The organism is Alteromonas ulvae, assembly GCF_048987005.1.
Lineage (GTDB): Bacteria > Pseudomonadota > Gammaproteobacteria > Enterobacterales > Alteromonadaceae > Alteromonas.
The window spans coordinates 1,845,985-1,867,683 of the sequence record NZ_CP185261.1 but is presented as its reverse complement, the minus strand read 5'-3'; the positions used below and the strand labels follow the sequence as shown (position 1 = coordinate 1,867,683).

General features: G+C 45.3%; 15 protein-coding genes and 3 pseudogenes. 10 read left to right on the top strand and 8 right to left on the bottom strand.

All coding sequences use genetic code 11. The features are described 5' to 3' along the window. Positions 1 to 240: 240 nt before the first annotated feature. Together thyA and ACOJR9_RS08160 are read left to right on the top strand one after the other, a co-directional pair. Positions 241 to 513, top strand: a pseudogene (gene thyA, locus ACOJR9_RS08165) (thymidylate synthase); the annotation flags it as partial. 9 nt (positions 514 to 522) lie between these two features. After that, positions 523 to 903: pseudogene (locus ACOJR9_RS08160) on the top strand (response regulator); the annotation flags it as partial. Positions 904 to 1,115: 212 nt separating this feature from the next. Here the strand turns inward: ACOJR9_RS08160 and ACOJR9_RS08155 are convergent. The 6 genes and pseudogenes from ACOJR9_RS08155 to ACOJR9_RS08130 all read right to left on the bottom strand — a co-directional run bounded on the left by ACOJR9_RS08155 (position 1,116) and on the right by ACOJR9_RS08130 (position 7,885). Beyond that, positions 1,116 to 2,634: pseudogene (locus ACOJR9_RS08155) on the bottom strand (transposase). Between the two features lie 310 nt (positions 2,635 to 2,944). Continuing rightward, positions 2,945 to 3,475 carry a hypothetical protein gene (locus ACOJR9_RS08150; RefSeq protein WP_420935790.1) on the bottom strand — a complete coding sequence of 177 codons (531 nt, stop codon included), beginning with the start codon at positions 3,473 to 3,475 and terminating at the stop codon, positions 2,945 to 2,947. A 10-nt stretch (positions 3,476 to 3,485) separates the two neighbouring features. Further along, positions 3,486 to 4,718, bottom strand: coding sequence for an aspartyl protease family protein (locus ACOJR9_RS08145; protein WP_420935789.1), 1,233 nt, complete (start codon positions 4,716 to 4,718; stop codon positions 3,486 to 3,488). Positions 4,719 to 4,838: 120 nt separating this feature from the next. After that, entirely contained in the window at positions 4,839 to 6,260 is a 1,422-nt protein-coding gene (locus ACOJR9_RS08140; protein WP_420935788.1) for a winged helix-turn-helix domain-containing protein, read from the bottom strand. A 752-nt stretch (positions 6,261 to 7,012) separates the two neighbouring features. Further along, positions 7,013 to 7,432 (bottom strand): SufE family protein, encoded by a 420-nt coding sequence (locus tag ACOJR9_RS08135; RefSeq protein WP_420935787.1) that lies wholly within the window; start codon positions 7,430 to 7,432, stop codon positions 7,013 to 7,015. A gap of 30 nt (positions 7,433 to 7,462) precedes the next feature. Continuing rightward, positions 7,463 to 7,885, bottom strand: a complete 423-nt coding sequence (locus tag ACOJR9_RS08130) for a DUF2750 domain-containing protein (protein WP_420935786.1) — start codon at positions 7,883 to 7,885, stop codon at positions 7,463 to 7,465. A 370-nt stretch (positions 7,886 to 8,255) separates the two neighbouring features. On the opposite strand from ACOJR9_RS08130, the gene ACOJR9_RS08125 reads away from it, so the two are divergent. From ACOJR9_RS08125 to ACOJR9_RS08105, 5 genes are all read left to right on the top strand, one after another. Further along, positions 8,256 to 8,906 carry a biliverdin-producing heme oxygenase gene (locus ACOJR9_RS08125; RefSeq protein WP_420935785.1) on the top strand — a complete coding sequence of 217 codons (651 nt, stop codon included), beginning with the start codon at positions 8,256 to 8,258 and terminating at the stop codon, positions 8,904 to 8,906. A 184-nt stretch (positions 8,907 to 9,090) separates the two neighbouring features. Next, positions 9,091 to 9,897 carry an exodeoxyribonuclease III gene (xthA, locus tag ACOJR9_RS08120; RefSeq protein ID WP_420935784.1) on the top strand — a complete coding sequence of 269 codons (807 nt, stop codon included), beginning with the start codon at positions 9,091 to 9,093 and terminating at the stop codon, positions 9,895 to 9,897. A gap of 91 nt (positions 9,898 to 9,988) precedes the next feature. Then, positions 9,989 to 10,630: an energy-coupling factor ABC transporter permease gene (locus ACOJR9_RS08115; RefSeq protein ID WP_420935783.1), complete on the top strand. Its 642-nt coding sequence runs from the start codon at positions 9,989 to 9,991 to the stop codon at positions 10,628 to 10,630. A gap of 108 nt (positions 10,631 to 10,738) precedes the next feature. Next, complete coding sequence (locus tag ACOJR9_RS08110) at positions 10,739 to 11,917, top strand: FIST signal transduction protein (protein WP_420935782.1); 1,179 nt, start codon at positions 10,739 to 10,741, stop codon at positions 11,915 to 11,917. 56 nt (positions 11,918 to 11,973) lie between these two features. Further along, entirely contained in the window at positions 11,974 to 13,431 is a 1,458-nt protein-coding gene (locus ACOJR9_RS08105; RefSeq protein ID WP_420935781.1) for a sensor histidine kinase, read from the top strand. Positions 13,432 to 13,599: 168 nt separating this feature from the next. Here the strand turns inward: ACOJR9_RS08105 and ACOJR9_RS08100 are convergent, their stop codons facing one another. Both ACOJR9_RS08100 and ACOJR9_RS08095 read right to left on the bottom strand, forming a co-directional pair. Beyond that, positions 13,600 to 14,163, bottom strand: coding sequence for a phosphoribosyltransferase (locus tag ACOJR9_RS08100; protein ID WP_420935780.1), 564 nt, complete (start codon positions 14,161 to 14,163; stop codon positions 13,600 to 13,602). Between the two features lie 197 nt (positions 14,164 to 14,360). Beyond that, positions 14,361 to 15,593: a lipoprotein-releasing ABC transporter permease subunit gene (locus ACOJR9_RS08095; RefSeq protein WP_420936092.1), complete on the bottom strand. Its 1,233-nt coding sequence runs from the start codon at positions 15,591 to 15,593 to the stop codon at positions 14,361 to 14,363. A 195-nt stretch (positions 15,594 to 15,788) separates the two neighbouring features. Here ACOJR9_RS08095 and ACOJR9_RS08090 point away from each other — a divergent pair, with 195 nt between their 5' ends. The 3 genes from ACOJR9_RS08090 (at position 15,789) to ACOJR9_RS08080 (ending at position 21,688) form a co-directional block, all read left to right on the top strand. Beyond that, positions 15,789 to 16,388: a PilZ domain-containing protein gene (locus ACOJR9_RS08090; RefSeq protein WP_420935779.1), complete on the top strand. Its 600-nt coding sequence runs from the start codon at positions 15,789 to 15,791 to the stop codon at positions 16,386 to 16,388. A 70-nt stretch (positions 16,389 to 16,458) separates the two neighbouring features. Then, on the top strand, positions 16,459 to 19,962 hold the full coding sequence (mfd, locus tag ACOJR9_RS08085) for a transcription-repair coupling factor (protein ID WP_420935778.1): 3,504 nt from the start codon (positions 16,459 to 16,461) through the stop codon (positions 19,960 to 19,962). Between the two features lies 1 nt (position 19,963). After that, positions 19,964 to 21,688 carry a CsiV family protein gene (locus tag ACOJR9_RS08080; protein WP_420935777.1) on the top strand — a complete coding sequence of 575 codons (1,725 nt, stop codon included), beginning with the start codon at positions 19,964 to 19,966 and terminating at the stop codon, positions 21,686 to 21,688. The last annotated feature ends 11 nt before the right edge of the window (positions 21,689 to 21,699 follow it).

The window sequence follows — 21,699 nt, the reverse complement described above, 5'->3', positions numbered from 1 at the left end:
ATGTTAGTGTGAAGGTTGTATGAGTTACAATTTAAAAAAGGCCAATATAAATTGAAATGGCGTGATTTTATGCGAGGTTGAGGTTTACAGAGTTACGTTATGGTATTCTATTTAGTGGGTTTACGTGTTAAAGGCGACGAAACTTGAAATAGTAAAACTCAATGCTTCTTGATTTGAAAGAGCGACCATGAAGAAATGTTTGTGCGTAGTGATATGAAAATAGCCCCCGATCTAACAAAACCTTTTAATATTGCAAGCTACGCACTACTCACTATGATGATCGCCCAAGTTTGCGATCTAGAGCCGGGTGATTTCATACATACGCTGGGTGATGCGCACTTGTACTCAAATCATCTTGAACAGGTAGAGCTGCAGCTCAGTCGCGAGCCGTTTGCGCGCCCTACAATGGAAATAAACCCAGAAATAAAAGACATCTTTGGGTTTTCTTTTGACGACTTCACGCTTAAAAACTACCAGTCACATCCACATATTAAAGCCCCCGTCGCAGTGTAAGGCGTTACCATGAGTACTCCAATATTGGTCTGCGACGACTCGGGTTTCGCAAGGCATCAAATGGCACGTAGTTTGCCTGACAATTGGGATGTAGATGTTTCTTTTGCTGAAAATGGCGAACAGGCGCTTACGCTTATTCGTCAAGGTAAAGGAGATATAGTTTTTTTAGATCTCAATATGCCGGTTATGGATGGATATCAAACGATGGAAGCCATCCGAAGATTCGACTTACCGTGTTTGGTAATCGTTGTGTCGGGTGATGTGCAGGCACAAGCGCGAGAAAAAATGCTGGCGCTTGGTGCATTAGATTTCATCAGAAAGCCCATCGATAACGAAAAGCTCAGCCATATATTATCGTCGTACGGTATCTACAGCGGTGAGGGTCAAAGTATAAGACGAATTAACGCTATTTGCTATCCTCTGTGACAGCTGGCTTTAAGGCTTGTTTCATGCGATTTAGGTTCAAAAGCAGGAAGCAATTACGAATTAAGTGTAGTCAAGATAAGAAAATAGGCTGATCATTGGGACTGAAAAATTGTCTCGATATGTGCAACATGATGCCTCAACACATGAGTGTTCAAGCTATATTGGTGGTGAGGCTGTTAAGCGCCAAAGTCAAAATCACGCTGAATGACGAAATCATCAAGCCGCGTTAGTTGCATAGACTCATTTAGTGGTGGCGCTCTGCATGAGTTGGCGGTAATCGGTGAGTCTTGTTTATCCAAATGCGTCAATATCTTTTGGATAATTGCAGCCTCTGTAATGCATGCGATTATTTTAACATTCGTCTTTTTGCACGCTTCGCATACAGTAATATCGATATTGAACACTCGCTTCAACCTCTGCGCCCACGGCATGCTACGGGCATGGTATGGTTGCTCAGGGTCTTTTAGTTGCTCGGCTAAGCGAGGACTTTTCTTTCCACGTTGGGAAGCGGTGACTCGCGCTCTTACATTACTGTTAGGAGCAAACACGCCATAAAAACGAGTAAGGTTGAGTCTAGGCGGTGGAACCAGTGCAGCGAGCTTACTTATGAAGTCAAATGGTGAAAAGAAAACATGTGTAGTGCCGTCTTTGTAAGGCGTCTTGAGTTCGTATCTGATATTGCCTGTGGCGGTTAAGCTTAATCGTTTTTCGCTGACTGCTGGCCTTGCGATATATCTGCAAAGGCGCTCTAGTTTTTGTGCTTGATGCGTATCGGCGAACACTCCAGCATGTAAACTAACCCCGTCTATTTGTGCCAATTGGCCATAGGTATCTTCATCTTGTGCAGGCAAAGTTTGCAGTGTAAATACTTTCTTGCCAATATCTTTCCCAACAGCAATACGATAGTTCACTGAGGCTGCTTGCAAGTGCAACATTCCATCTTCGTCTTCTAGAGGTAAATCCAAAAAAGCACTGTTTGCATCTCGCTCAATTAAACCTGCTCTTTCCAAGTATGCGGCTATCCTATGACTGATGACATGAACAAGATGCTCCATGTCAGCATGACTAGGCGCTTTAACCCGACTGAACTTTACTTTCGCATCTTCTTGGGTGATAACGCCTTCTAAAAAGAGCATATGAAAATGAATATTGAGATTGAGTGCACTTCCAAATCGCTGAATGTAAGTCACGGCACCTGTGTTAGCTTGCTTTTTTAGATAGCCTGCTCGTTGAATAACATCTGTCGCAATAGCGCGATGAATGATTTGCATGACTTTGCTGAGCTCTTTTGGATACCGAGCGAGTAATAAACGCAGTGGGATGGGTAAACTCAACACCCACTGTCTAACAGGATAGCCACTTAAAACGTCATCTACCAACAATTTTGCGCTCTCAGCCATACGTCTTGCACCGCAACTTGGGCAAAAGCCACGTTTTTTGCAACTAAAAGCGACCAGCTTCTCATGCTTGCAGTCATCGCATACTACGCGCAAAAACCCGTGCTCTAATCGACCACATTTAAGAAATTCATCAAATTCCTTTTCAACATGATATGGCAATGATTTACCTTGATGTGACTGCATTTCTTTAAATTTAGGGTACTGTCGCATCAACGAGTTGATACAGTAATGTCTGCTCGGGACGATGATGTTTATAGGTATGAGAGTGAGTTGCTAACCGTGGCGTCTTTGCCATGAATTGGCATCACAGGGTGTCAATGAATTTCATGTAAATCTACTGGTCAATAGGTTGTAAAGTGCATAGCACCAAGGTCCGGTTTACGTACTTTTCTGCCGTAAGGCGGTACATGGACCTAAGTGGTAGACTCAGATGTGGATATCTACTCAATCGAGCGTATCGATGCGCTGTTTACTAAATTAGAGTCTGCTGACTTCATGCTCAAGAGCAAAACGAATAATTCGGCAGTCTGGATTAAAACCTCAAAGTGGAATTTCGGCCCCGCGTAGTGGGTATTGCCCGCGATACATCGCGGACACCTCGCTTATTAGTCGCTCTGACCGAGTAATGCCGGATTCATGGTATAAGAAAAATTAACGGCGTTGATTTTCCAACCGTCCGCCGTGTGAAGCAGCTGCCAGTTTTCTTTTCCCCAATTATTCAACACGTCATTTTTATACAACGTGTAATCGAACATCACATTTGCCACATTTCCATCTGCATAAATACGAAGGTTTTCAGTATCTTCGCGCGTTGTGTACTCGTTCGCTGCTATCCCATCTATGAACTCAGAGGGCGTTCCGGACATTATTCGAGGTTGCTGGGCAAAGCGAGGATCTTTCTCCACCAGCATCGCTTTTGTTTCTTCTGAAATAACGCCCACCCACGATACCGTACCGCTGTAAAACAAAGACAGAAAAGCGGCTTTATCTTTGTTTACGATGGCTGACTTAAACTCACCTAACACCTTTTCGATATCTTTGTGCGCAAGGGGCTCGGTATTTTCGCTATCAGCTAGTGTAGGGCCAGACATAAATACCAGCCCGATAAGTACTAAGTGATTTTTAACTGATTTCATGCTCTTCTCCTTACAAGGCCGATTGTCTTGATAGTTTTGTTGCAGGCTCACAGTGCGTTACATCGTCATCTAGGTAGCAAAAGGACGTTACTGCTTCGAATCGTGCCAAGGTTTCTGTCAGCACGTCATAGTGTGCTGTATCAACCGCATTTCCATTAACTGTTGTGATCACAACACCCTCTTTGATGTTCTGATGAAACGCCGCGCTGTCTTTTCTAACCTGTTTTATATATGCACCTTGAGTATGCGGCAACATCCAAGCGCCGAACACGTTGTTAATATCGGGCTTGCTAAATGTCATGTTTGGTTTCAGAAATACGCGCTCTGCCTGATAGTTAATAATCATGTCGAATCGGTTTAGCACTTCGGTACCCAGTATGTTTTTGCCTTTTTCCGTGGACACCTCCTGACTCACGCCAGCTATCACATCAGAAATGGTGTAGTTGCCAAGCTTCAGAGCATTGAAACGATTGACCGTGATATCACTGCTCCCCCCCATGCCTGATATCTGACTTTGATAGAGAAACTCGCCGTCCGGCACGTTATGGCCTTTGCCGATAGAGAGTGAACCAAGGCCACCTGTATCCAACATAGCGGGAAGCGTAACAGAGTTATTCATACCTGAAATCTCAATATCGATATATGGTAGGTTGCTTTCAATGGCAATTGGCAACTCTTGATAGCCAGCTGTTGCTCGATTAAGCGCTTCAGATAAGGTGACGGTGTTATAGGTGTTGTCAATTTCTGTGACAAAGCGGGTAAACACATCGTAGCCCAACACGCCGTCGGCATACGTCACATCAGCAGAGTGAAATATCGGATTGTTCTCAGCACTGATAAAAACGGTGGTGAGACCTGAGATAGTCACGTCGCCCAGCGTGATGTTGGTATCGTGCAGAAATCTCGCTTCGGTGTTTTTAGGGCTCCCTATGCCGCCAACGTCCAAAGCCTCATCTAATTCGCTGAGTAACCCGCGTGTCCTTTCTGTTTCAAATATCACCGTCGCCATGGCGCCAGTATCAAGAATGAAACGAAGATCAGGCTGCCCGTTTATGGATACCGGAATAATAGTATGGGTATTCAGCCGCTGCGCCTGAAGTGTTGTGGTTGTGTTGCTGCCTTCCCAATTGTGCGAAGCAAATTTATTACCGTAAATAAGCCGAAGTGCATCGCTCGCAACGCATCCACTCACCAGTAGACTGACCGCTAAGCCACAAAAAAATAGTCGTAGTGTTTTCATCATGTAGTCTTCTTTTTACTGCGTTAAACCAAAGGCTCTCTTGAGATATGCGCTTACCTGTTAACACTATGATGAAAACCGCGAAAAACGTGTACTGAAGACTGTTGAAATTTTCTGAAATGCTTATTTTTCAGAGCTTTGCGCTATATTTAAAGAAGACAACCATTGCATGGCACCGGGCAATTTTTCACGTAAATTACGCCCTTTGATAAGTGCGATGGCGTCTTCCGCCTTGTCTATGGATAGCGTAAAATTCTGCTGCGTATAGGCAAGTCGGGACTGATGCATTAATGTGTTGGACTGCCCTAACGGACAGTGCAGCACTTTGTGATAGTCCATGGCCAGATTGAAATGCTGTTTTGCTTGCTCAAATTGTTGCTGCGACTGACTGTATTGCCCAAGGATTTCTTCCATATATGCAAGGTACAGCCAATCATTAATAGATTCGGCTAATGCTTGAGTATCCTCAAATCGCGCCAGTGCTTCTTCGTACTTACCTGCCGTAAACTCGCTCATCGCAAGCCAGAAGCCAAGCCGTACTTGCTCGACAATGCGCGATTGTGCTTTTGCTTCTGATAGCGCGGGCAAAGCAACTGTGTAAACATTCTCTGGTGATGCGCCTGTTTCAACCAGCAACTGCACATGTAACCGGGCAGCAGTGAGATCCTGTGGCGAGGAAACCAATGCTGCGTTTAGCAGCTTGAGGGCGCCTTGAGCATCATCTTTGCGTTTCGCATCCAAGGCTTCAGCAATAAGCTGCTTGGAGAACGATGAGACATAGCCCGAATCGCTTAAACTAAATTCAGGATTTAATCGCTCGCCAATAACTTGGGTAACCTCATCGGCGGCATCTTGCACGGTGCTGGCAAGTGCAACACCCCGTTCAACGCCATCGCGTTGGTACAGGGTATAAAGCAGCTGATAATCGTTCGGGGTACCGGTCAAACGCATGACCACGACCAGCTCAGCGCCAGACACGTCAAATATCGGCGATATGCGCTGCGATGCCACATCCTCTATAGTCGTCTCAGCGCGCGCCATAACCTCCATCACATAGTCGGTTTGAAGCACGCCAGCATGTTCAGTCGATGATAGCCTTGAAATAACTTGATCCATTACACCGTATCGCACCCAGTCATGGTCGTTACCCGGAATATCTGACTGCGCTGGCAACACGACAACAGAGCCTGACACAGCCTGCGGTGTTGAAGTAAATTCGCGCAATCCTAAAAAGAGTAAAAATGCAGCGACACAACAAGTAATCGCTAACCCTAACCACCGTGTCGACATCTTGGTTTGTTCAGGAAGATCATCCGCCACAACCGGACTGGCAGCGCTGGGTATCCACGCATAGCCTTTTCGCGGTACAGTTTTTATCACGATATAGCCCGAGAACAGTTTTCTGAGCTCTTTGACAGACTGAAACACCACCTGCTCATCCACTACCACGTCATCCCACACGGTGTTAAGCAGTTCAGCTTTGCTGACCAGTTCGCCGTTTGCCTCAATCAGCGCTTGAAGCAGCGCAAAAGTTTTAGGTCGCACCGTACGCTGCGTACCATTAATAACCACAGTTTGTGAAGTGGAATGAATCGTGGTGTTTATGTCGGGGAACTGCAAAATCAAAATGAAGAGTCTCGCGCAAATGCTTATAGTGATTGTATCTCAGGTCCGCTGTAAGTGACTACTTTGTTTTCTTATAAATCATATAAGGCTTGGTTCTACGCATTGAATGAGCGCTGTATAGTGATGTGTCCAGTCCAAGTTTTTCAATCCATCCATGAAAGATTCGATTGTATTGTCTTGTAGATATGTGCTCTGAATCATTGATGCGTGACTTAAAAAGATAGTCAGATTCCCCAAGACCAGCTTTCTTTACCCATGCTAAAATTGATTCTCCCCGGGTCCCGTATTTGGTGTTATTTCAAATTGAACGGGACTACCTGTTTTTTGTTGAACGACATGCGTTCGCCACAGGACTGAACGTCCGCAAGCAACATCTGAGACTTTTAGCTAAACGAGGTCACAACCTCGTAGTTTGCTATCAAGGCCAATATTAAACAGAGCGAGATCACGAGTTCGTGGCAGACCGATTGTTGGCTATGATTTGGATTAATGTTAAGGGAGTCTTGCCCAGTTTATAAAATTTCCGCTTTTGATAAGCGCCTATCACCCATAGAAGAATTGAGAACGAAAAAAACACACCTGTGTTTCTAGAGTAATAGCGATTAGACTTCCGCTTTACGTACACAAGAGACTGTCAGATTTGATATAGCTCTACCTGTAAAAGTGTCAGGTTAAGTGGCGACTAATCCATTTAATTGATGCACAACTGACTTTATTCCGTTTCCTCGAGACTCGCTCATGTAGCGCTGAAGCTTGCACTCATTTAAGTAAGCCCCAAAATCAAAAGTCGCGCGCTCTTGCTGCTCTAAACTGTTGGCTTTTTCAAGCAGAATCGCGAGCACGCCTCGAATGACTTTACTTGGTGAATAGGCGACAAATTTGTTGTTGCACTTACTGCCTTCACCGTCAAGTAACGCCAACCACACTGGGCTCTCGCAGCCCTCTACTAAGCTAGTATCACACCGCAAGTGCTCAGGCATTGCTGGTAATTTTTTACCTGCTAACATTATGTTTCGGGTAAACTCATCCCAACTTTTAGCCTGTGATAGCTGCTGTGCAAGAGGAAGTAATTGCATATTCGCCAGTGTCATTTTTTTAAACTCGCTTCGCTGTTTAGTTAACTACTTACTCGCGTTGCCGCCAAGCGCTGAAGTTTTATCCTCACTTGACGCTTTTCCTTGTGCTTCACTGGGCTTTTCATTTAGCTCAAAACCTAGCTCTTCACGTAGCTCAGACGCTGTCATCACCAAATTTTCTACGTCGCTTTGAGTTGGAAACATCACAAGTTCAACGCCATTGCTTTCTAAGCCCGGCAGCCATGTTGATTTGAACTCGCTTAACGACGTGCTCACGCACATACCGTCAAAGCCATTTGATGTAACAAAGGCATTCGCCAAGTCGCGGTGAGGAAAGATTGGAAGACGCACTGTCCCATCGTCTTCCAGCATAACGAAACCTTCAGAGCCTTGTACTAACCACACCTCTTTCGCTTTACTCACATAACTAATCACCAACATTTGTCTTTCTTCTGAAGAAAGTTTCATTGCTTGTTCTATGACTGTATCGCTTAATTTTTCACTGATAGTATTTGGAAACACGGCTGTTCTCGTCTAAAAAATTTCGGCAAGTATACCTGTGCCAGAGATGTGTGCAACGGCAATTAGAACAATGCGATTATGACGATTTTCCATTGCCTGTGTTACACTTTGCAGTGTGCGTGATTAATGACATTATTCACGGCTTTTGCCAGTAACTTGTGCGCGCGTCATTGGCCAGATTGGTTATTGGGTTACTAAGTCATGAGACATGTTTACCGCAACGTTACAGTCGTATGCATCTTTTTAGGGTTAGCTAAGCCTAAATACATTGCTTAGAGCTAGTAGAACTGACGAGATAGGAGAAAAGATTACATCCATGCAAGAACTATTTATGGCGTTAAAGCAAGATACCCTCGAAAAACACACCACGTTAGAACAAACGCCACCTTTCTCGCTATTTCACAACTTATCGACGTTTAGTCCGTCACTTTATGACGATGTGCTTAGCGTAATGTCAGTGTTTCATAGCACTACTTCATCGCATGTCTCAAATGCAATAAGCAATACGCCTTGCCTAGCGGCGCTTGCAGAGATGTTAAACACTGATGAAGTATCTGCTGCCCTTAAGCGAGATAAACAGACCCAAGAGGCTTGCACTCTAGAGAGTCAAAACCTAGAGGATCAGAAAATCAATGCGCTTAAGAGCCAACTCACCTTTCGAGGGCAACACTCAGCAGCTATCGCAGCAATGTATGTGTGGCTTGGCTCTTCAATGGGCGCCAATGTGATTAGTAGGCGGCTTACTGCACTCAATAGCGATATTCCAACAGAGTATTATTCAGCAATGGCGGCATGCGCCAAGGCGTGGATACCTTTTAAACAAAACGTTGGGCACATATTAACTGAATTGAAGCTTGATGATGACGACGGTGTTCGGGATATTGTGGAAGATGCTAAGTCGTGGTTTTCATTTTTAATTGCTCTAGGCAAGGCGCAAACAGACCAGCAAGCTCAGCCATCGCAGTGAGCCCCAAAGCCACTTTATCCACCAAGGTATAAATTATCTTAATCAACCTTCTGTCCCTGTTGGTATAGTATTCATAGCTAGAATCATAAATAGTAGCGATTACCAAACATTAGCAGCGATACCCGTTAAGCGTGTCCAAAGTTTCTGGTATTCTATACCTATCATTGAATTGTTAGAAAAAAATATGAAAGTTGTATCGTTTAACATAAATGGGATCCGTGCCCGTCTTCACCAGCTACAGGCATTGATAGATGCCCACCAGCCTGACGTTATTGGTTTACAGGAAATAAAGGTTCACGACGAACAGTTTCCTGTGAAAGCTGTTGAGGATATGGGTTATGAGGTCTTTTTTCATGGCCAAAAAAGCCATTATGGCGTCGCATTTTTAGCGAAAAAGTCGCCAACGTCTGTCATTAAAGGCTTTCCCACTGACGATGAAGATGCCCAACGCCGCATGATAATTCTCAAAACCACCGACGATGCAGGCGACCCTGTTACCATATTAAACGGTTACTTCCCGCAGGGTGAAAATCAAAAACACGAGACCAAATACCCTGCCAAGAAAAAATATTATCAAGATTTAATGACCTACCTTAACGACAACCATACGCCTGACGAAAAAGTGATTGTTATGGGAGATGTTAACGTGTCGCACACCGACTTAGACATTGGTATTGGCGAAGAGAACAAAAAGCGCTGGTTAAAAACGGGGAAATGTAGCTTTTTACCAGAAGAACGTGAGTGGCTAAATACACTGATGTCTTGGGGTTTTGAAGACAGTTACCGCAGTCTTAATCCACAAAAAGATGATGAATATTCGTGGTTCGACTACCGTTCAAAAGGGTTTAACGATAACCGCGGCCTGCGAATAGATTTGATCCTTGCCACGCCTTCGTTGCACAGCGCACTGAAAGATGCGGGAATAGACTACAAGTTAAGAGGAATTGAAAAGCCCTCTGATCACGCCCCCATTTGGGCAACCTATGAGTAAATTAGCGCTTCATACTCATCGCTAAACGTTAGACGCTGCTAAGCGTTTAAACAGGCGTAGCGCGTTGCCAACACTATATGCAGGAGAAACAGTGAGTACATTGCAAACGTTAGCGATGGTTTTATACGGTTTTTTTGTTTTAGGCTCGCTAAAAAACGTAGACCTCGTTCATTTCGCAAAGACCAAACACCAGCAACACCTGGTGTTTGGTACCGCTGCTGCACTTTTTGTGCTGTGGCTGCTAAAAGCGGGGATCTTTGAGGGGTTAGACGTTCACTTTCTTGGCCTGTCTGTGCTCGCGCTCATGCTCGGTTTTCGCTATGCGATTATTTCATCTTTTATTGCACTTGTTGGCGCTCACATCATTGGATACGGAAGCTGGTCGAGTTTTGGGGTAAATGGCCTACTCGGCACCGTACTTCCCATCGCCGTTACCTACTTCTTCTTTATGCTGTCGTTTCACCGTATTCCTAGGCAGCTATTTGTCTACATATTTGTATGCGCTTTTTTTCCAGCCGCAGTGAGCATTGCGCTAAAAACCCTCGCCCTAGGCGGTTATTTCTTTGTAGAGGGGGTGTATTCTTGGGATATCGTCTTTTCAAACTATGTAGTGCTTATTCCGCTGCTTATCTTTCCAGAAGCATTGCTTAACGGAATGGCAATTACCCTACTCGTTATTTATCAGCCCACATGGGTTTATACCTTTCACGATAAGTTTTACCTCGATAATTAAGAATGAGTAACCAACCCATGACCATTGTATGTCTATAACTAATTGTTAATGAGGTTTTAATTATTTTTAATCTACACTATGTGTAACAGCAATTGGGTAGTTACGAATATGCGCATAAAAACCTATTCATCAGATCAGAAAGACACATTGGCAGCCGCAAACGAAGCTTGCGGTGCACTTAAAAGTGATGGACCAACATCGTTGGTTATAGCGTTTTCTAACGCCGAGCACGATGCTAGCACACTGGTGGCGTCACTCAACGAATCTGGCGCTCCCTATCTATTGGCTACCTCGTGTTTAGGCAGCTTACTATGCGATGAGTCTCGCGCGCAGGCAGACGCAGGTTTCAGTGTGCTGTCGATTTTTGATGAAACTGGCGCATTTGGTGTTGGAAGCGCCGATTGCTCAGAATCTGACGCCTTCACCGCTGGTGCAAGCGCCCTTGAGAAAGCGCTGATTAATGCAGGCCGTCCATTTGAAAGCCCCTCTCTGATATGGTGCGCGCTTCCACCCGGTGAAGAAGAGGCCATAATCAATGGCTTTACCAGCGTAGTGGGCGAGCAAGTACCTATTTTTGGCGGCTCGGCCGCAGACAATACTGTAGAAGGCAATTGGTATATAGGCACCTCGTTACACACGGGTACTAACTGCTTAGCAGTGGCAGTTTTATACCCGTCCTCGCCGCTAGGGCTTAGCTATAGCTCTGGCTACAAGCCTACGGGAACGGTTTTTAAAGCGTCGAAGGCGCAAAACAGGCACATAATAGAACTCAATGGCGTGTCTGCTGCCACGGCATATAACAATGCCACTAATGGCTTAATAACTGAACAAATGGCCGGCGGTCAAATACTAGGCCTTACCTCTACAGCCCCATTAGGCAAACCAGTGCAGCTAGAAAATGGCGCCCTAAATTACCTTTTGTGTCACCCCGATGAAGTGTGTGAAGATGGCGCATTAAGCGTGTTTTCTGAAGTTATAGAAGGCGAAGAACTCGTGCTTATGGAAGGGAGTATTGCCAGTTTAACAGCCCGAGCAGAACGCGTTATCAACAACGCCATAATGCTGCTGCCAGATGGTTGTAAGCCCGTTGGCGTACTGCTGGTTTACTGTGCAGGCTGCCGATTAACCGTTGGCAATGAAATTCACCCCATGTTGACATCGCTTCGAGAAAAATTTGAGAGCTTGCCTATTTGCGGCACCTACACTTTCGGTGAACAAGGTCGATTTTTAGACGGTAAAAGCCGGCATGGAAATTTAATGATATCAGCCGTCGTTTTTTCTCAATGATTGTTTTTTTTTGTAGTAGAACTCTTTTTATAACCGTGTTTAATGGCAGCGCTTAAATGAGCAAGGATTACGAAAACGTTCTTGAAGACTTAGCCCTCGTATATCGGCTAAAAGAGCAGGCAGAAGCGCATAAGAAAGAAAGCGATGCGCTGCTGGCTGGCACCCGGGCTTTGCTTACCGCCAGAAACGAAAAAGAGCTGTATACCAAAATGTTTGGTATTTTTCGCAGCCTTTATAGCTACGACGCGTGCTTTGTTTTAGAAAACGATAGCAAAGGTACAATGCGCTGCACTAACACCACTCACCCTGCGTTATTTGATACTGTATGGAATGTAGACGAAACACTCTCTCGGGCCATAAAAAGCTCTCCGGTAGCGCTTTTTAATATAAGGCTACAGCCAACATGGCGCGAGCACCTTCACCTTTTTGAGACTCCGATAACGTCTGCGTTACTGTGCCCATTTAGAGTGCACCACCAGCAGGCCGTTATGGTGTTTTGTCATCACACCTTGGGATTCTATACCCAAGAGTACGTAGATATGGCAAACCGCTATCGCACCTTCACCCAGCAAATGTCTATGAGCGTTCAGGCCAAACTAATGGCGCTTGAAACGATTAAACTGAAAGAAGAGAAAGCACAGGTTGAAAAAAGCCTGATCTCATCAGAAAAAATGGCATCTCTTGGTCTACTAGCCGCCGGTATAGCCCACGAAATAAATAACCCCATTGCCTTTGTGAACAGCAATATGATGTTTATCAAAGACGTTTTACCGTCGTTAACAAGCATGCAGGATATTGTACAAGCGCTTGCTGAGGCAACAAGTGACGAAGAGCGCGCTGCTGTGGCTGAAAAAGCGAAGCAGTGGACAAGTAACAACAAAATAGGCCCTATTGTGGATGAAATTGCCGATATCTGTGAAGAGTCGGGAGAAGGGTTAAATCGCGTTACTGAAATTATCACTAGCCTGCGCTCTTTTTCACACAGTTCAGATGTATCAATTGATGATACCGTTGATATCAATGAATGCATAACTAATGGCCTTAGACTGGTTAATAGCGAACTTAAACACAAAGTGACCATTAACACCGACCTTGCAGATATACCGTTAATTCGGGGGAAAACCGGTAAATTAAATCAGGTGTTAGTAAACCTGTTTGTTAACGCAGCGCAGGCGATGGACAACGGCGGCACGCTTACTGTTAAAACACAATGCGACTATCTAGATGGTGATGAAGTGGTGATAGTGACCGTACAAGACACCGGCAGCGGCATTGAAAAAGACGACTTAGAAAAGCTATTCCACCCCTTTTATACAACTAAACCCACGGGCAAAGGCACAGGTTTAGGGCTGTATATTTCGTTTTCAATTATTGAGTCTATGGGCGGAAAAATAAAGGTAGATAGCGAAGTCAATGTAGGCACTACCTTCACTCTTCAGCTTCCTGTTGCGAGCAGCGACATTGAGGCTGACGTTGATAATGATAATGTTGCTGACACCAACAACGCGCCCTAAACAAAAAAGCCACATCGATTTAATGAACAATGCAGCAATGTTATTAATTTCTATGTTTTTTAGCTTGCTGGTTTTTTGGCTTTTGCGCAAAGTGTACTCTTCGCTTCGCTGCCTCAAAAACACTAAGCGTTATTTGCCTTACTTGCTAAAAAGCAGCTTGATAAAGAACTACTTCTTGAAAAGAATATCCATCACTTCAGATAACTCGCCTTTCCCCGCACGAATTTCCTCTTCCGATAAACCGGCAATTTCATGAGGGAACACAAGCCATTCGTCGCTTTCGTTAATGTAGTAATCAGGCACAATATCCGTCTTATTGTTTTGCGGCTTGTACCACGGGCATGCAATGCGAATATCTGTCGGTGTATTTAAACGCATCAGCTTATTAATTTGCTTAATCAGTGCGTCTACGCTGCGACCTGAATCAAACACATCATCAACAATAAGAAGCTTGTCACCTGCATTGGCTTTTTCGACTAAGTAGTGCAAACCATGCACACGAATTTCTTTTGCTTGCTGATTAATGCCGTAATAAGACGATGTACGAACCGCAATGTGATCGGTTGACGTATCTTTAAATTCAAAGAACTCCTGCACGGCGATACCAATCGGTGCACCACCACGCCAAATACCTATAATAAAATCTGGACGGAAACCATCGTCATACACCTTTGCAGCTAAACGAAAGGAGTCCTGCAATAGGGATTGCGAAGTGATAAAATTCTTGTTCATAACGTCTCATTCGGCGAAATTTAAAAGACCGCGAGTATAGTGAACTTCGCGGGGTTTTGCACGGAAAACTCGGTTAATTCAGCTGTCACCCAACCGGCTACAATATCAATAGCCGCTTCAATTATCACATCATTTACGTGCTTATCTACTCAGTCTTTAACTAAAATATTTACCAGACCAGCAATATCATGAGTACATTATTCATTTTGAAGCACCTGGGAAGGCTGAGTTTTCATTGCCCTGAGAGCAGGGTAAATACTGGCTAAAACGCATAGCAACACAGAAAAACCGGTTATGCTGACAATTTGCACGACATCCATGTCAATAGGCAGGCCGCTTCCATCGGCCGCAAGAGCAAGTGGCGAGTTAACTAGCGCTAACACGTTATTGAGCTGACTAGTAATAAGACACCCTAAGACCAGCCCAATGCCCGCGCCCTTTATACCGTTAAATAAACCATTTAAAACAAAAATCCACATCACGGTGTTAGGCATCATGCCTTGGGTTTGCAAAACGGCAATATCGCCCTGCTTTTCCGATACCACCATCACAAGGGCGGATATGATATTAAACGCCGCCACAGCAATAATAAGTAGCAGCATTAACATCATCATGTTCTTTTCCATTTTTACCGCATCAAACAAAGGCCCTTGCCGCTCTCGCCACGTCTTAATATGGGTAATATCAATACCCAATTCATTTTTAAGGGTATCGACCGTAGCCAGATAATTGAATGCGTCGTTTAAAAATAGTCGTACCGACTCACCTTGCCCTTTGGTGTCGCGAAGCAAACGATTGACGTCGTTGATATTCATATACAACACTTTGTCGTCCATTTGTGAGCCCATGTCAAAAATACCAGATACCGTTACCAACCTTTGCGTTGGCATTCTGCCAAATGGCGTATACACGCTTGCACCCGCAACCATCACGCGGAGTCGATTTCCAACACGCACATCTAATTTTTGTGCCAGCGCCCGCCCTATAATGACGCGAAAGCTTCCCGCTTCTAAGTCGGTAAAACGCCCCTGCTCCATGTTGTTCGCTACCATGGTGTGTTGCTTCATTTGGTCAGGATGAATACCGTGAACCTGCACACCTCTTAAATCTCGCTTAGACTGCACCACCGCTTCCGTTTCTCGGTACGGCATTACCGCAATTACGTCATTTATGAGCGACTTTGTAAGCGCAGTCGTTATGCTGCTTGTGGCTTCTGAGGTTATTTCAATGTGGGGCACAATGCCTAAAATGCGCTGTTTAAGTTGCCCTTCTAACCCGTTCATTACCGACACCACAATAATGAGCGCCGTAAGCCCTAAGGCAATACCCGCCACTGAAAAGCGATTGATAAAAGAGACAAAGCTAGTTTGATTAGCCTTGCTAGATTTGGCATACCGATAGGCTATTGATGCTGAAAGAGGATAGGACATGGCGCCTTGCTTTAAAAAGAAATTAACGTCTCGCCCACCGGTAGCGTGTTCACCCCGTTTGCATGGCCACCCCATTAGTATGGACCGAGCTCTAATTAGTCAAAAGGCGAGATGACGAGATACACCCAAAATAGTAATGTGCGTATACTACGTGTAAGCTACTGGCTGCACAAGAATTAGTGGCAGAGGAATGTCATGAGTAAACTTAGCCTAGATGAAAAGAAAGCCCAATTCGACGAATACTTTTCAGTTGCCTCTGGCATTAACATCAATGTTAGGCCCCTTGAGGACAATGAAGCCGTACCAGACGAGGAAGGTATTGAAGACGCCATGCCCTATGCATTTCGTATTGCCAGTGAAATGGCTACTATCGAAGCGCAGGCCATTAGGCCCCTACGCAATTTGGGCGATCACGCCGAATCATTGGCCGACTTCCTTAACCATCAATCTAGAAAAATAGATCTCATGATGTCTTTTGTGCTGCATCAACAAGACGAAGAAGCACAGCGCTATCGCTCAGTAAAATATGGAGGCGGAGGCGTTGTTATTGAGTCGGCATCGCCGTTAGATATTGGCACCTTTGCTGAACTCAAGCTGTTTCTCGACGCCGAGGCTGCAGCCATATTCTGTTACGGTGAAGTTATTACTTGCGAGAGCGTGGAAGATAGCTACCATATAGCCTTTATTTTCAGTGCCATTAGAGAGCAAGATCAAGAATTACTGGTGCGAGCTAGTCTGCATGTTCAAACCCAGCAGCTAAGAAAACGCGCGAAAGAGAAAAAATCTGGATCCTAATTGGCACCATAAGCAGTACTCATTGCCATCTTACATTGGTATAAATCGTATTAAACAGTTATAGGACGTCATGACAGCCACCTTATTATCGCTGCCTCTTCCGGCGCAGAAGAAAGACGCATCGTCTCAGGATCATAAGCAATGGGGGCAATTACAAGGTAGCAGCACTGCGCTTTGTATTAGCCAAGCACAAGCGCAGTATAATGGCCCAATAGTGCTCATTACTGCCGATACGCCATCGGCGATGAAGCTAGAAAAAGAACTCGCGTTCTTTATGGCAAACAAGCCCTCGGCCAAAGATGTTCCTATTACGTTATTTCCTGATTGGGAAACCCTGCCCTACGACTCATTTTCCCCTCATCAGGACATTGTTTCTCAGCGATTAGAAACCCTATTTAGATTTACCCAACAAGTTGATGGCATTTTTATTGTTCCCGTTAACACCTTGATGCAGCGTTTGGCGCCTACCGACTACCTCGCAAAATATCTGTTGATGCTGAACAAAGGCGAAACCTTAGACAGAGACCAGTTTAGACGCAATTTAGAACAGGCCGGCTACCTGCATGTTAGCCAGGTAATGAGTCACAGCGAATTTTCGGTGCGCGGCAGCATCATAGACCTGTTCCCTATGGGCAGCGAGCAGCCGTTTAGAATCGATTTATTCGATGACGAAATAGATTCCATTCGCTACTTCGACACCGAAACCCAGCGCTCTGGCGATGCCGTGGATAAAATTCGCCTGCTCCCCGCCCGTGAATTCCCCACGGATAAAGACGCGATAACATTATTTCGACAGCAGTTTCTTGAAAAATTTGATACCAACAACGCCTCAGAGAGCATTTTTTCTCAGGTAAGCAAAGGCACCATGCCCAGCGGCGTAGAATATTACTTACCGCTGTTTTTCGAGAAAACCGCTACGTTATTCGATTATCTTCACCCTAAAAGCATGTTACTGCTTCATGGCGATGTACAAGATGCCAGTGAGTTTTTCTGGGCCGATGTAAAAGAGCGTTACGAGCAATACCGGTATAACCTAGCGCGCCCACTACTTGCACCCAATGATTTATTTCTGCCTATTAACGAATTGTTTGGTGAAATAAAGCAGTGGCCTCGCGCCTCTATGCGCAGTGAAGTACTAGAAGATAAAGCGGGCAGCACCAATATGCTGTGCGAAAAGCTAGACGACATTGCCATAAACTCGCAGAAAAAAGTGCCTGCCGAACGCTTAATTGCCACCGTTAATGAGTCAACCAAGCAAGGCGCAAAAGTACTGTTTTGTGCAGAAACACAAGGCCGACGTGAAGGCTTGATGACCGTACTGGCTAAAGCTGGTATTAAACCCAAGCCGGTTGACTCATTCAACGAATTTCTGTCAAATCGCGATGATATTGGCATCACCGTGGGTTTGGTAGAGCATAGCTTTCGCTGGAAAAGCAAAGAAGGCGAGCTGCTTTTCATTACTGAAACCGAGCTACTTGGGCACAAGGTAAGCCAGCGACGTCTTCGCGATAAGCGCACCGCAACCGACGAAAGCGCGATTATTCGAAACTTAGCCGAGCTGTCTGTTGGGCAACCGGTGGTTCACCTCGACCACGGTGTTGGCCGTTACCTTGGCATGCAAACCCTTGATGCCGGCGGCGTCACCACCGAGTATTTATGTATTGAATATGCTAAACAGTCGAAGCTTTACGTACCTGTTGCCTCTCTGCATTTAATATCTCGCTATACCGGGGGGGATGCTGATAATGCCCCAGTTAACTACTTAGGCTCAGATGCATGGTCGCGAGCCAAGCAAAAAGCCGCTGAAAAAGTGCGTGATGTGGCCGCTGAGTTGCTAGATGTGTATGCCCGCCGCGCCGCTAAACCAGGCTTTGCATACAACATAAATTGGGACGACTATCAAAAATTCTCCGATAGCTTCCCGTTTGAAGAAACGCCGGATCAAGCTCAGGCTATCGCTGCGGTAATGCATGATATGAGCAGCCCATCCGCTATGGACCGTTTAGTGTGTGGTGATGTGGGCTTTGGTAAAACAGAGGTGGCCATGCGCGCCGCGTTCTTAGCGGCCAACCACGGTAAGCAAGTGGCCATTTTGGTGCCAACAACCCTGCTTGCTCAGCAGCATTATGAAAACTTTAAAGATCGCTTTGCCGACTGGGCTTTTGAAATTGAGGTGATGAGCCGATTCGTGAGCGGCAAAGCCCAAAAACACATTATAGAGCGTATTGGCGAAGGCAAAGTAGACATTGTGGTGGGAACCCACAAATTGCTATCTAGCGACATAAAGTACAAAGATTTGGGCTTAGTCATTATTGATGAAGAGCACCGATTCGGTGTTCGTCAAAAAGAAAAGCTAAAATCCCTTCGCGCCGATGTGGATATACTCACGCTTACTGCCACCCCTATTCCCCGTACGCTGAATATGGCACTGTCTGGCATGCGCGACCTGTCAATTATTGCGACACCGCCAGCTAGACGACTCTCTATTAAAACCTTTGTACAACAGCGTAACAAAGCTACTATTCGCGAAGCGATTATGCGTGAAATTTTACGGGGTGGTCAGGTTTACTTCCTGCACAATGAGGTGGACAGCATTGCACGTACCGCGGAAGAAATTGCTGAAATAGTGCCTGAAGCTCGCATTGCGGTTGGGCATGGACAAATGCGTGAGCGCGATTTGGAAGGCGTAATGAGCGACTTCTATCATCAGCGTTATAATGTACTGGTATGTACTACCATTATCGAAACCGGTATTGACGTGCCAAGCGCTAACACCATTATTATGGATAGAGCCGACCATTTGGGCTTAGCGCAGTTGCACCAGTTACGGGGCCGTGTGGGGCGTTCTCACCACCAAGCTTATGCGTATCTGTTAACACCTCACCCCAAGCGCATGACTAAAGACGCCGTCAAGCGCTTAGATGCCATTGCGCAGTTAGAAGATTTGGGGGCGGGTTTTGCGCTAGCCACTCATGATTTAGAAATTCGCGGTGCCGGTGAGCTACTTGGCGACGAACAGTCTGGTCAAATAGCGAGCATTGGCTTTAGCCTGTATATGGATATGCTCGATAGAGCCGTAAACGCGTTAAAAGAAGGCAGAGAGCCATCCTTAGACGATGCAATGTCTGGTCATACCGAAGTAGAGCTGCGCATTCCAGCATTACTGCCAGAAGATTACATTGCCGATGTAAATACCCGACTATCGCTTTATAAGCGCCTTGCCAGCTGCATGACACAAGATGATATTGATGAATTCCAGGTAGAGTGTATCGACCGCTTTGGCCTACTGCCAGAGCCTGCTAAAAACCTTGTGGATGTGGCCGAAATAAAGATAAGAGCCGCCGCCATAGGCATACTAAAAGTAGACTTGTCTGCCACAGGCGGTACCATGGAGTTCAAAGAAACCACCACGGTTAACCCTGCCTACATTATTAAGCAGGTTCAAACCAAGCCAAACACCTTTAAGTTCGAAGGAAGCCAAAAGCTTCGTTTGGTGAAGAAAACCGAAACAGCTAAAGAACGCATTGCGTTTATTAGCGATATCATTGCCGATTTTGCAAAGGAGTCGCGATAACATGACGTTATTTCGCAGGTGCACATTAGCCGCTTTGTTAACCGCTTGTATTGGTGTGCCGTTGATGGCCAATGCAGCAGACAGCGACGACTGGTGGTTCGATATAGAGGTAATTGCATTTAAACGCAATAAAGCGCTTACCGAGCTAGAAGAACAGTTTAATCTTGCTGAGTCTTTTGCGGTACCACAAAGTGAGGCGGATGTGATCAGTGCGGTAATCATGCCTGATATTCGCTTCATCAAGCAAAACTTAGCCACTTGCGATATCAATGGCTTGCCTAAAAAGAAGCCCTTACCTACTTGGCCAGAAAATCTGAGTTTACTAGTACCCGCTCACGATACAGACTTCACAGCATTGAGTAATAGTGACCTACTTAATGAACCTAGCGAGATTAATGATTTACATTCAATCGAAAGCGCGGAGTCTCTAGAATCTACTGGCAGTGCTTTCAATGAGGATGCTTTTGATAAGGATACGCTTAATGAAAGCGCCAAGGTAGATGATAGCACTGCTTTAGAAAATTCCTCTAAAATCAGTGAAGATGATAAAAGTGGCGACGTTGAAAGCACTATTTACGAAGACACTGACTTTGAAACCACTTACCTCAAAGGTAATGACTTTGAAGAAAACAGAGAGCGTAGTGAGTCTAATGGAAATGCCTCAGCGCCTTCCTTAGAAACCATTATCTCTTATTGGATAGACGTAAATTGGACTGATTTTTTTGGTGCTCATTCAGAGCCAACGGTTTCAACGCCTCAATTTACCTACTGCGAAACCGAGAAGCCTTGGCTTAGCGTTAACCAACTACCCAATGGTATTGTGTGGGAGCGAAACAGCGTTGATAACAGTATGCCAGCGCCGGAACAACTTCCCGTCGTTATTGAAGGCAACGACTGGCCGTTAGCATCTAAATCTCACCTTCTATCTAGCGATATGCAAGAGCTAACCGCTATTTCTCGCCAAATACGCGCTAACCGTGAACTAGAACGTCTGCTTCATGTCGCGTGGCGACAGCCGGTTAAGTTTGGCAAAAATAAGGCGTTTAATGTGCGTCTTTTCGGAGGCACTAATTTCGCAAGTCGCTTTAATAACGATGGCGAACACATTCAAGATAAACGCGCTGCAGTGACTGACACTGTAAACACAGCACAAGAAGCGACAGCAAATGTTCTCAATGAGGATGAACAGACGGCCATTGTTAGCGACGCTTTTTTCACGTCGCTAGAGCAGCGTTTGTCACAACCAGAGCCTGTTTCGCTTAAGATGCTTCAGCGCGTGGGAACAGAGAACGATTTAAGCAACGAGACCACAAACGATAATAGTGCTTTCCGCGAGCCGATTTGGGAAATTGACGGCCGTATAAAGGTATTTCTTAAATACATCAACCGAGTGCCCTACCTACATATCGACAGTGAGCTGTTTTATCGACATCAGGTACCTACACAGTATTTCAGTAGTGAAGACGTGAGTGTAGCGCTGGCATCCACTGGCAGCGGGGAATCTCTAGATGAAGTAGGTGAGACCAGCGCGATAGAAAACGGTTTATCACAAACCGATGTTAAAACAGTAGAATATCAGCTGGTATCTATACCGCTTGCCGAGCAACGTCGTGTGATCAGTAAACAACTGCACTATTTCGACCATCCACTGTATGGATTTATTGTACAAATTCGTCGCTATGAACGTCCTTTACAGGCCGCCCCCCAAAACGACACACAAGAATAGGATTGCTGTTA

Excerpts from the sequence above, each read along its gene's own strand:
- ACOJR9_RS08150 (WP_420935790.1), bottom strand. The coding sequence starts at position 3,475 with ATGAAATCAGTTAAAAATCACTTAGTACTTATCGGGCTGGTATTTATG.
- ACOJR9_RS08145 (WP_420935789.1), bottom strand. The coding sequence starts at position 4,718 with ATGATGAAAACACTACGACTATTTTTTTGTGGCTTAGCGGTCAGTCTA.
- ACOJR9_RS08135 (WP_420935787.1), bottom strand. The coding sequence starts at position 7,432 with ATGACACTGGCGAATATGCAATTACTTCCTCTTGCACAGCAGCTATCA.
- ACOJR9_RS08130 (WP_420935786.1), bottom strand. The coding sequence starts at position 7,885 with ATGAAACTTTCTTCAGAAGAAAGACAAATGTTGGTGATTAGTTATGTG.
- ACOJR9_RS08125 (WP_420935785.1), top strand. The coding sequence starts at position 8,256 with ATGCAAGAACTATTTATGGCGTTAAAGCAAGATACCCTCGAAAAACAC.
- xthA (WP_420935784.1), top strand. The coding sequence starts at position 9,091 with ATGAAAGTTGTATCGTTTAACATAAATGGGATCCGTGCCCGTCTTCAC.
- ACOJR9_RS08110 (WP_420935782.1), top strand. The coding sequence starts at position 10,739 with ATGCGCATAAAAACCTATTCATCAGATCAGAAAGACACATTGGCAGCC.
- ACOJR9_RS08105 (WP_420935781.1), top strand. The coding sequence starts at position 11,974 with ATGAGCAAGGATTACGAAAACGTTCTTGAAGACTTAGCCCTCGTATAT.
- ACOJR9_RS08100 (WP_420935780.1), bottom strand. The coding sequence starts at position 14,163 with ATGAACAAGAATTTTATCACTTCGCAATCCCTATTGCAGGACTCCTTT.
- ACOJR9_RS08095 (WP_420936092.1), bottom strand. The coding sequence starts at position 15,593 with ATGTCCTATCCTCTTTCAGCATCAATAGCCTATCGGTATGCCAAATCT.
- ACOJR9_RS08090 (WP_420935779.1), top strand. The coding sequence starts at position 15,789 with ATGAGTAAACTTAGCCTAGATGAAAAGAAAGCCCAATTCGACGAATAC.
- mfd (WP_420935778.1), top strand. The coding sequence starts at position 16,459 with ATGACAGCCACCTTATTATCGCTGCCTCTTCCGGCGCAGAAGAAAGAC.
- ACOJR9_RS08080 (WP_420935777.1), top strand. The coding sequence starts at position 19,964 with ATGACGTTATTTCGCAGGTGCACATTAGCCGCTTTGTTAACCGCTTGT.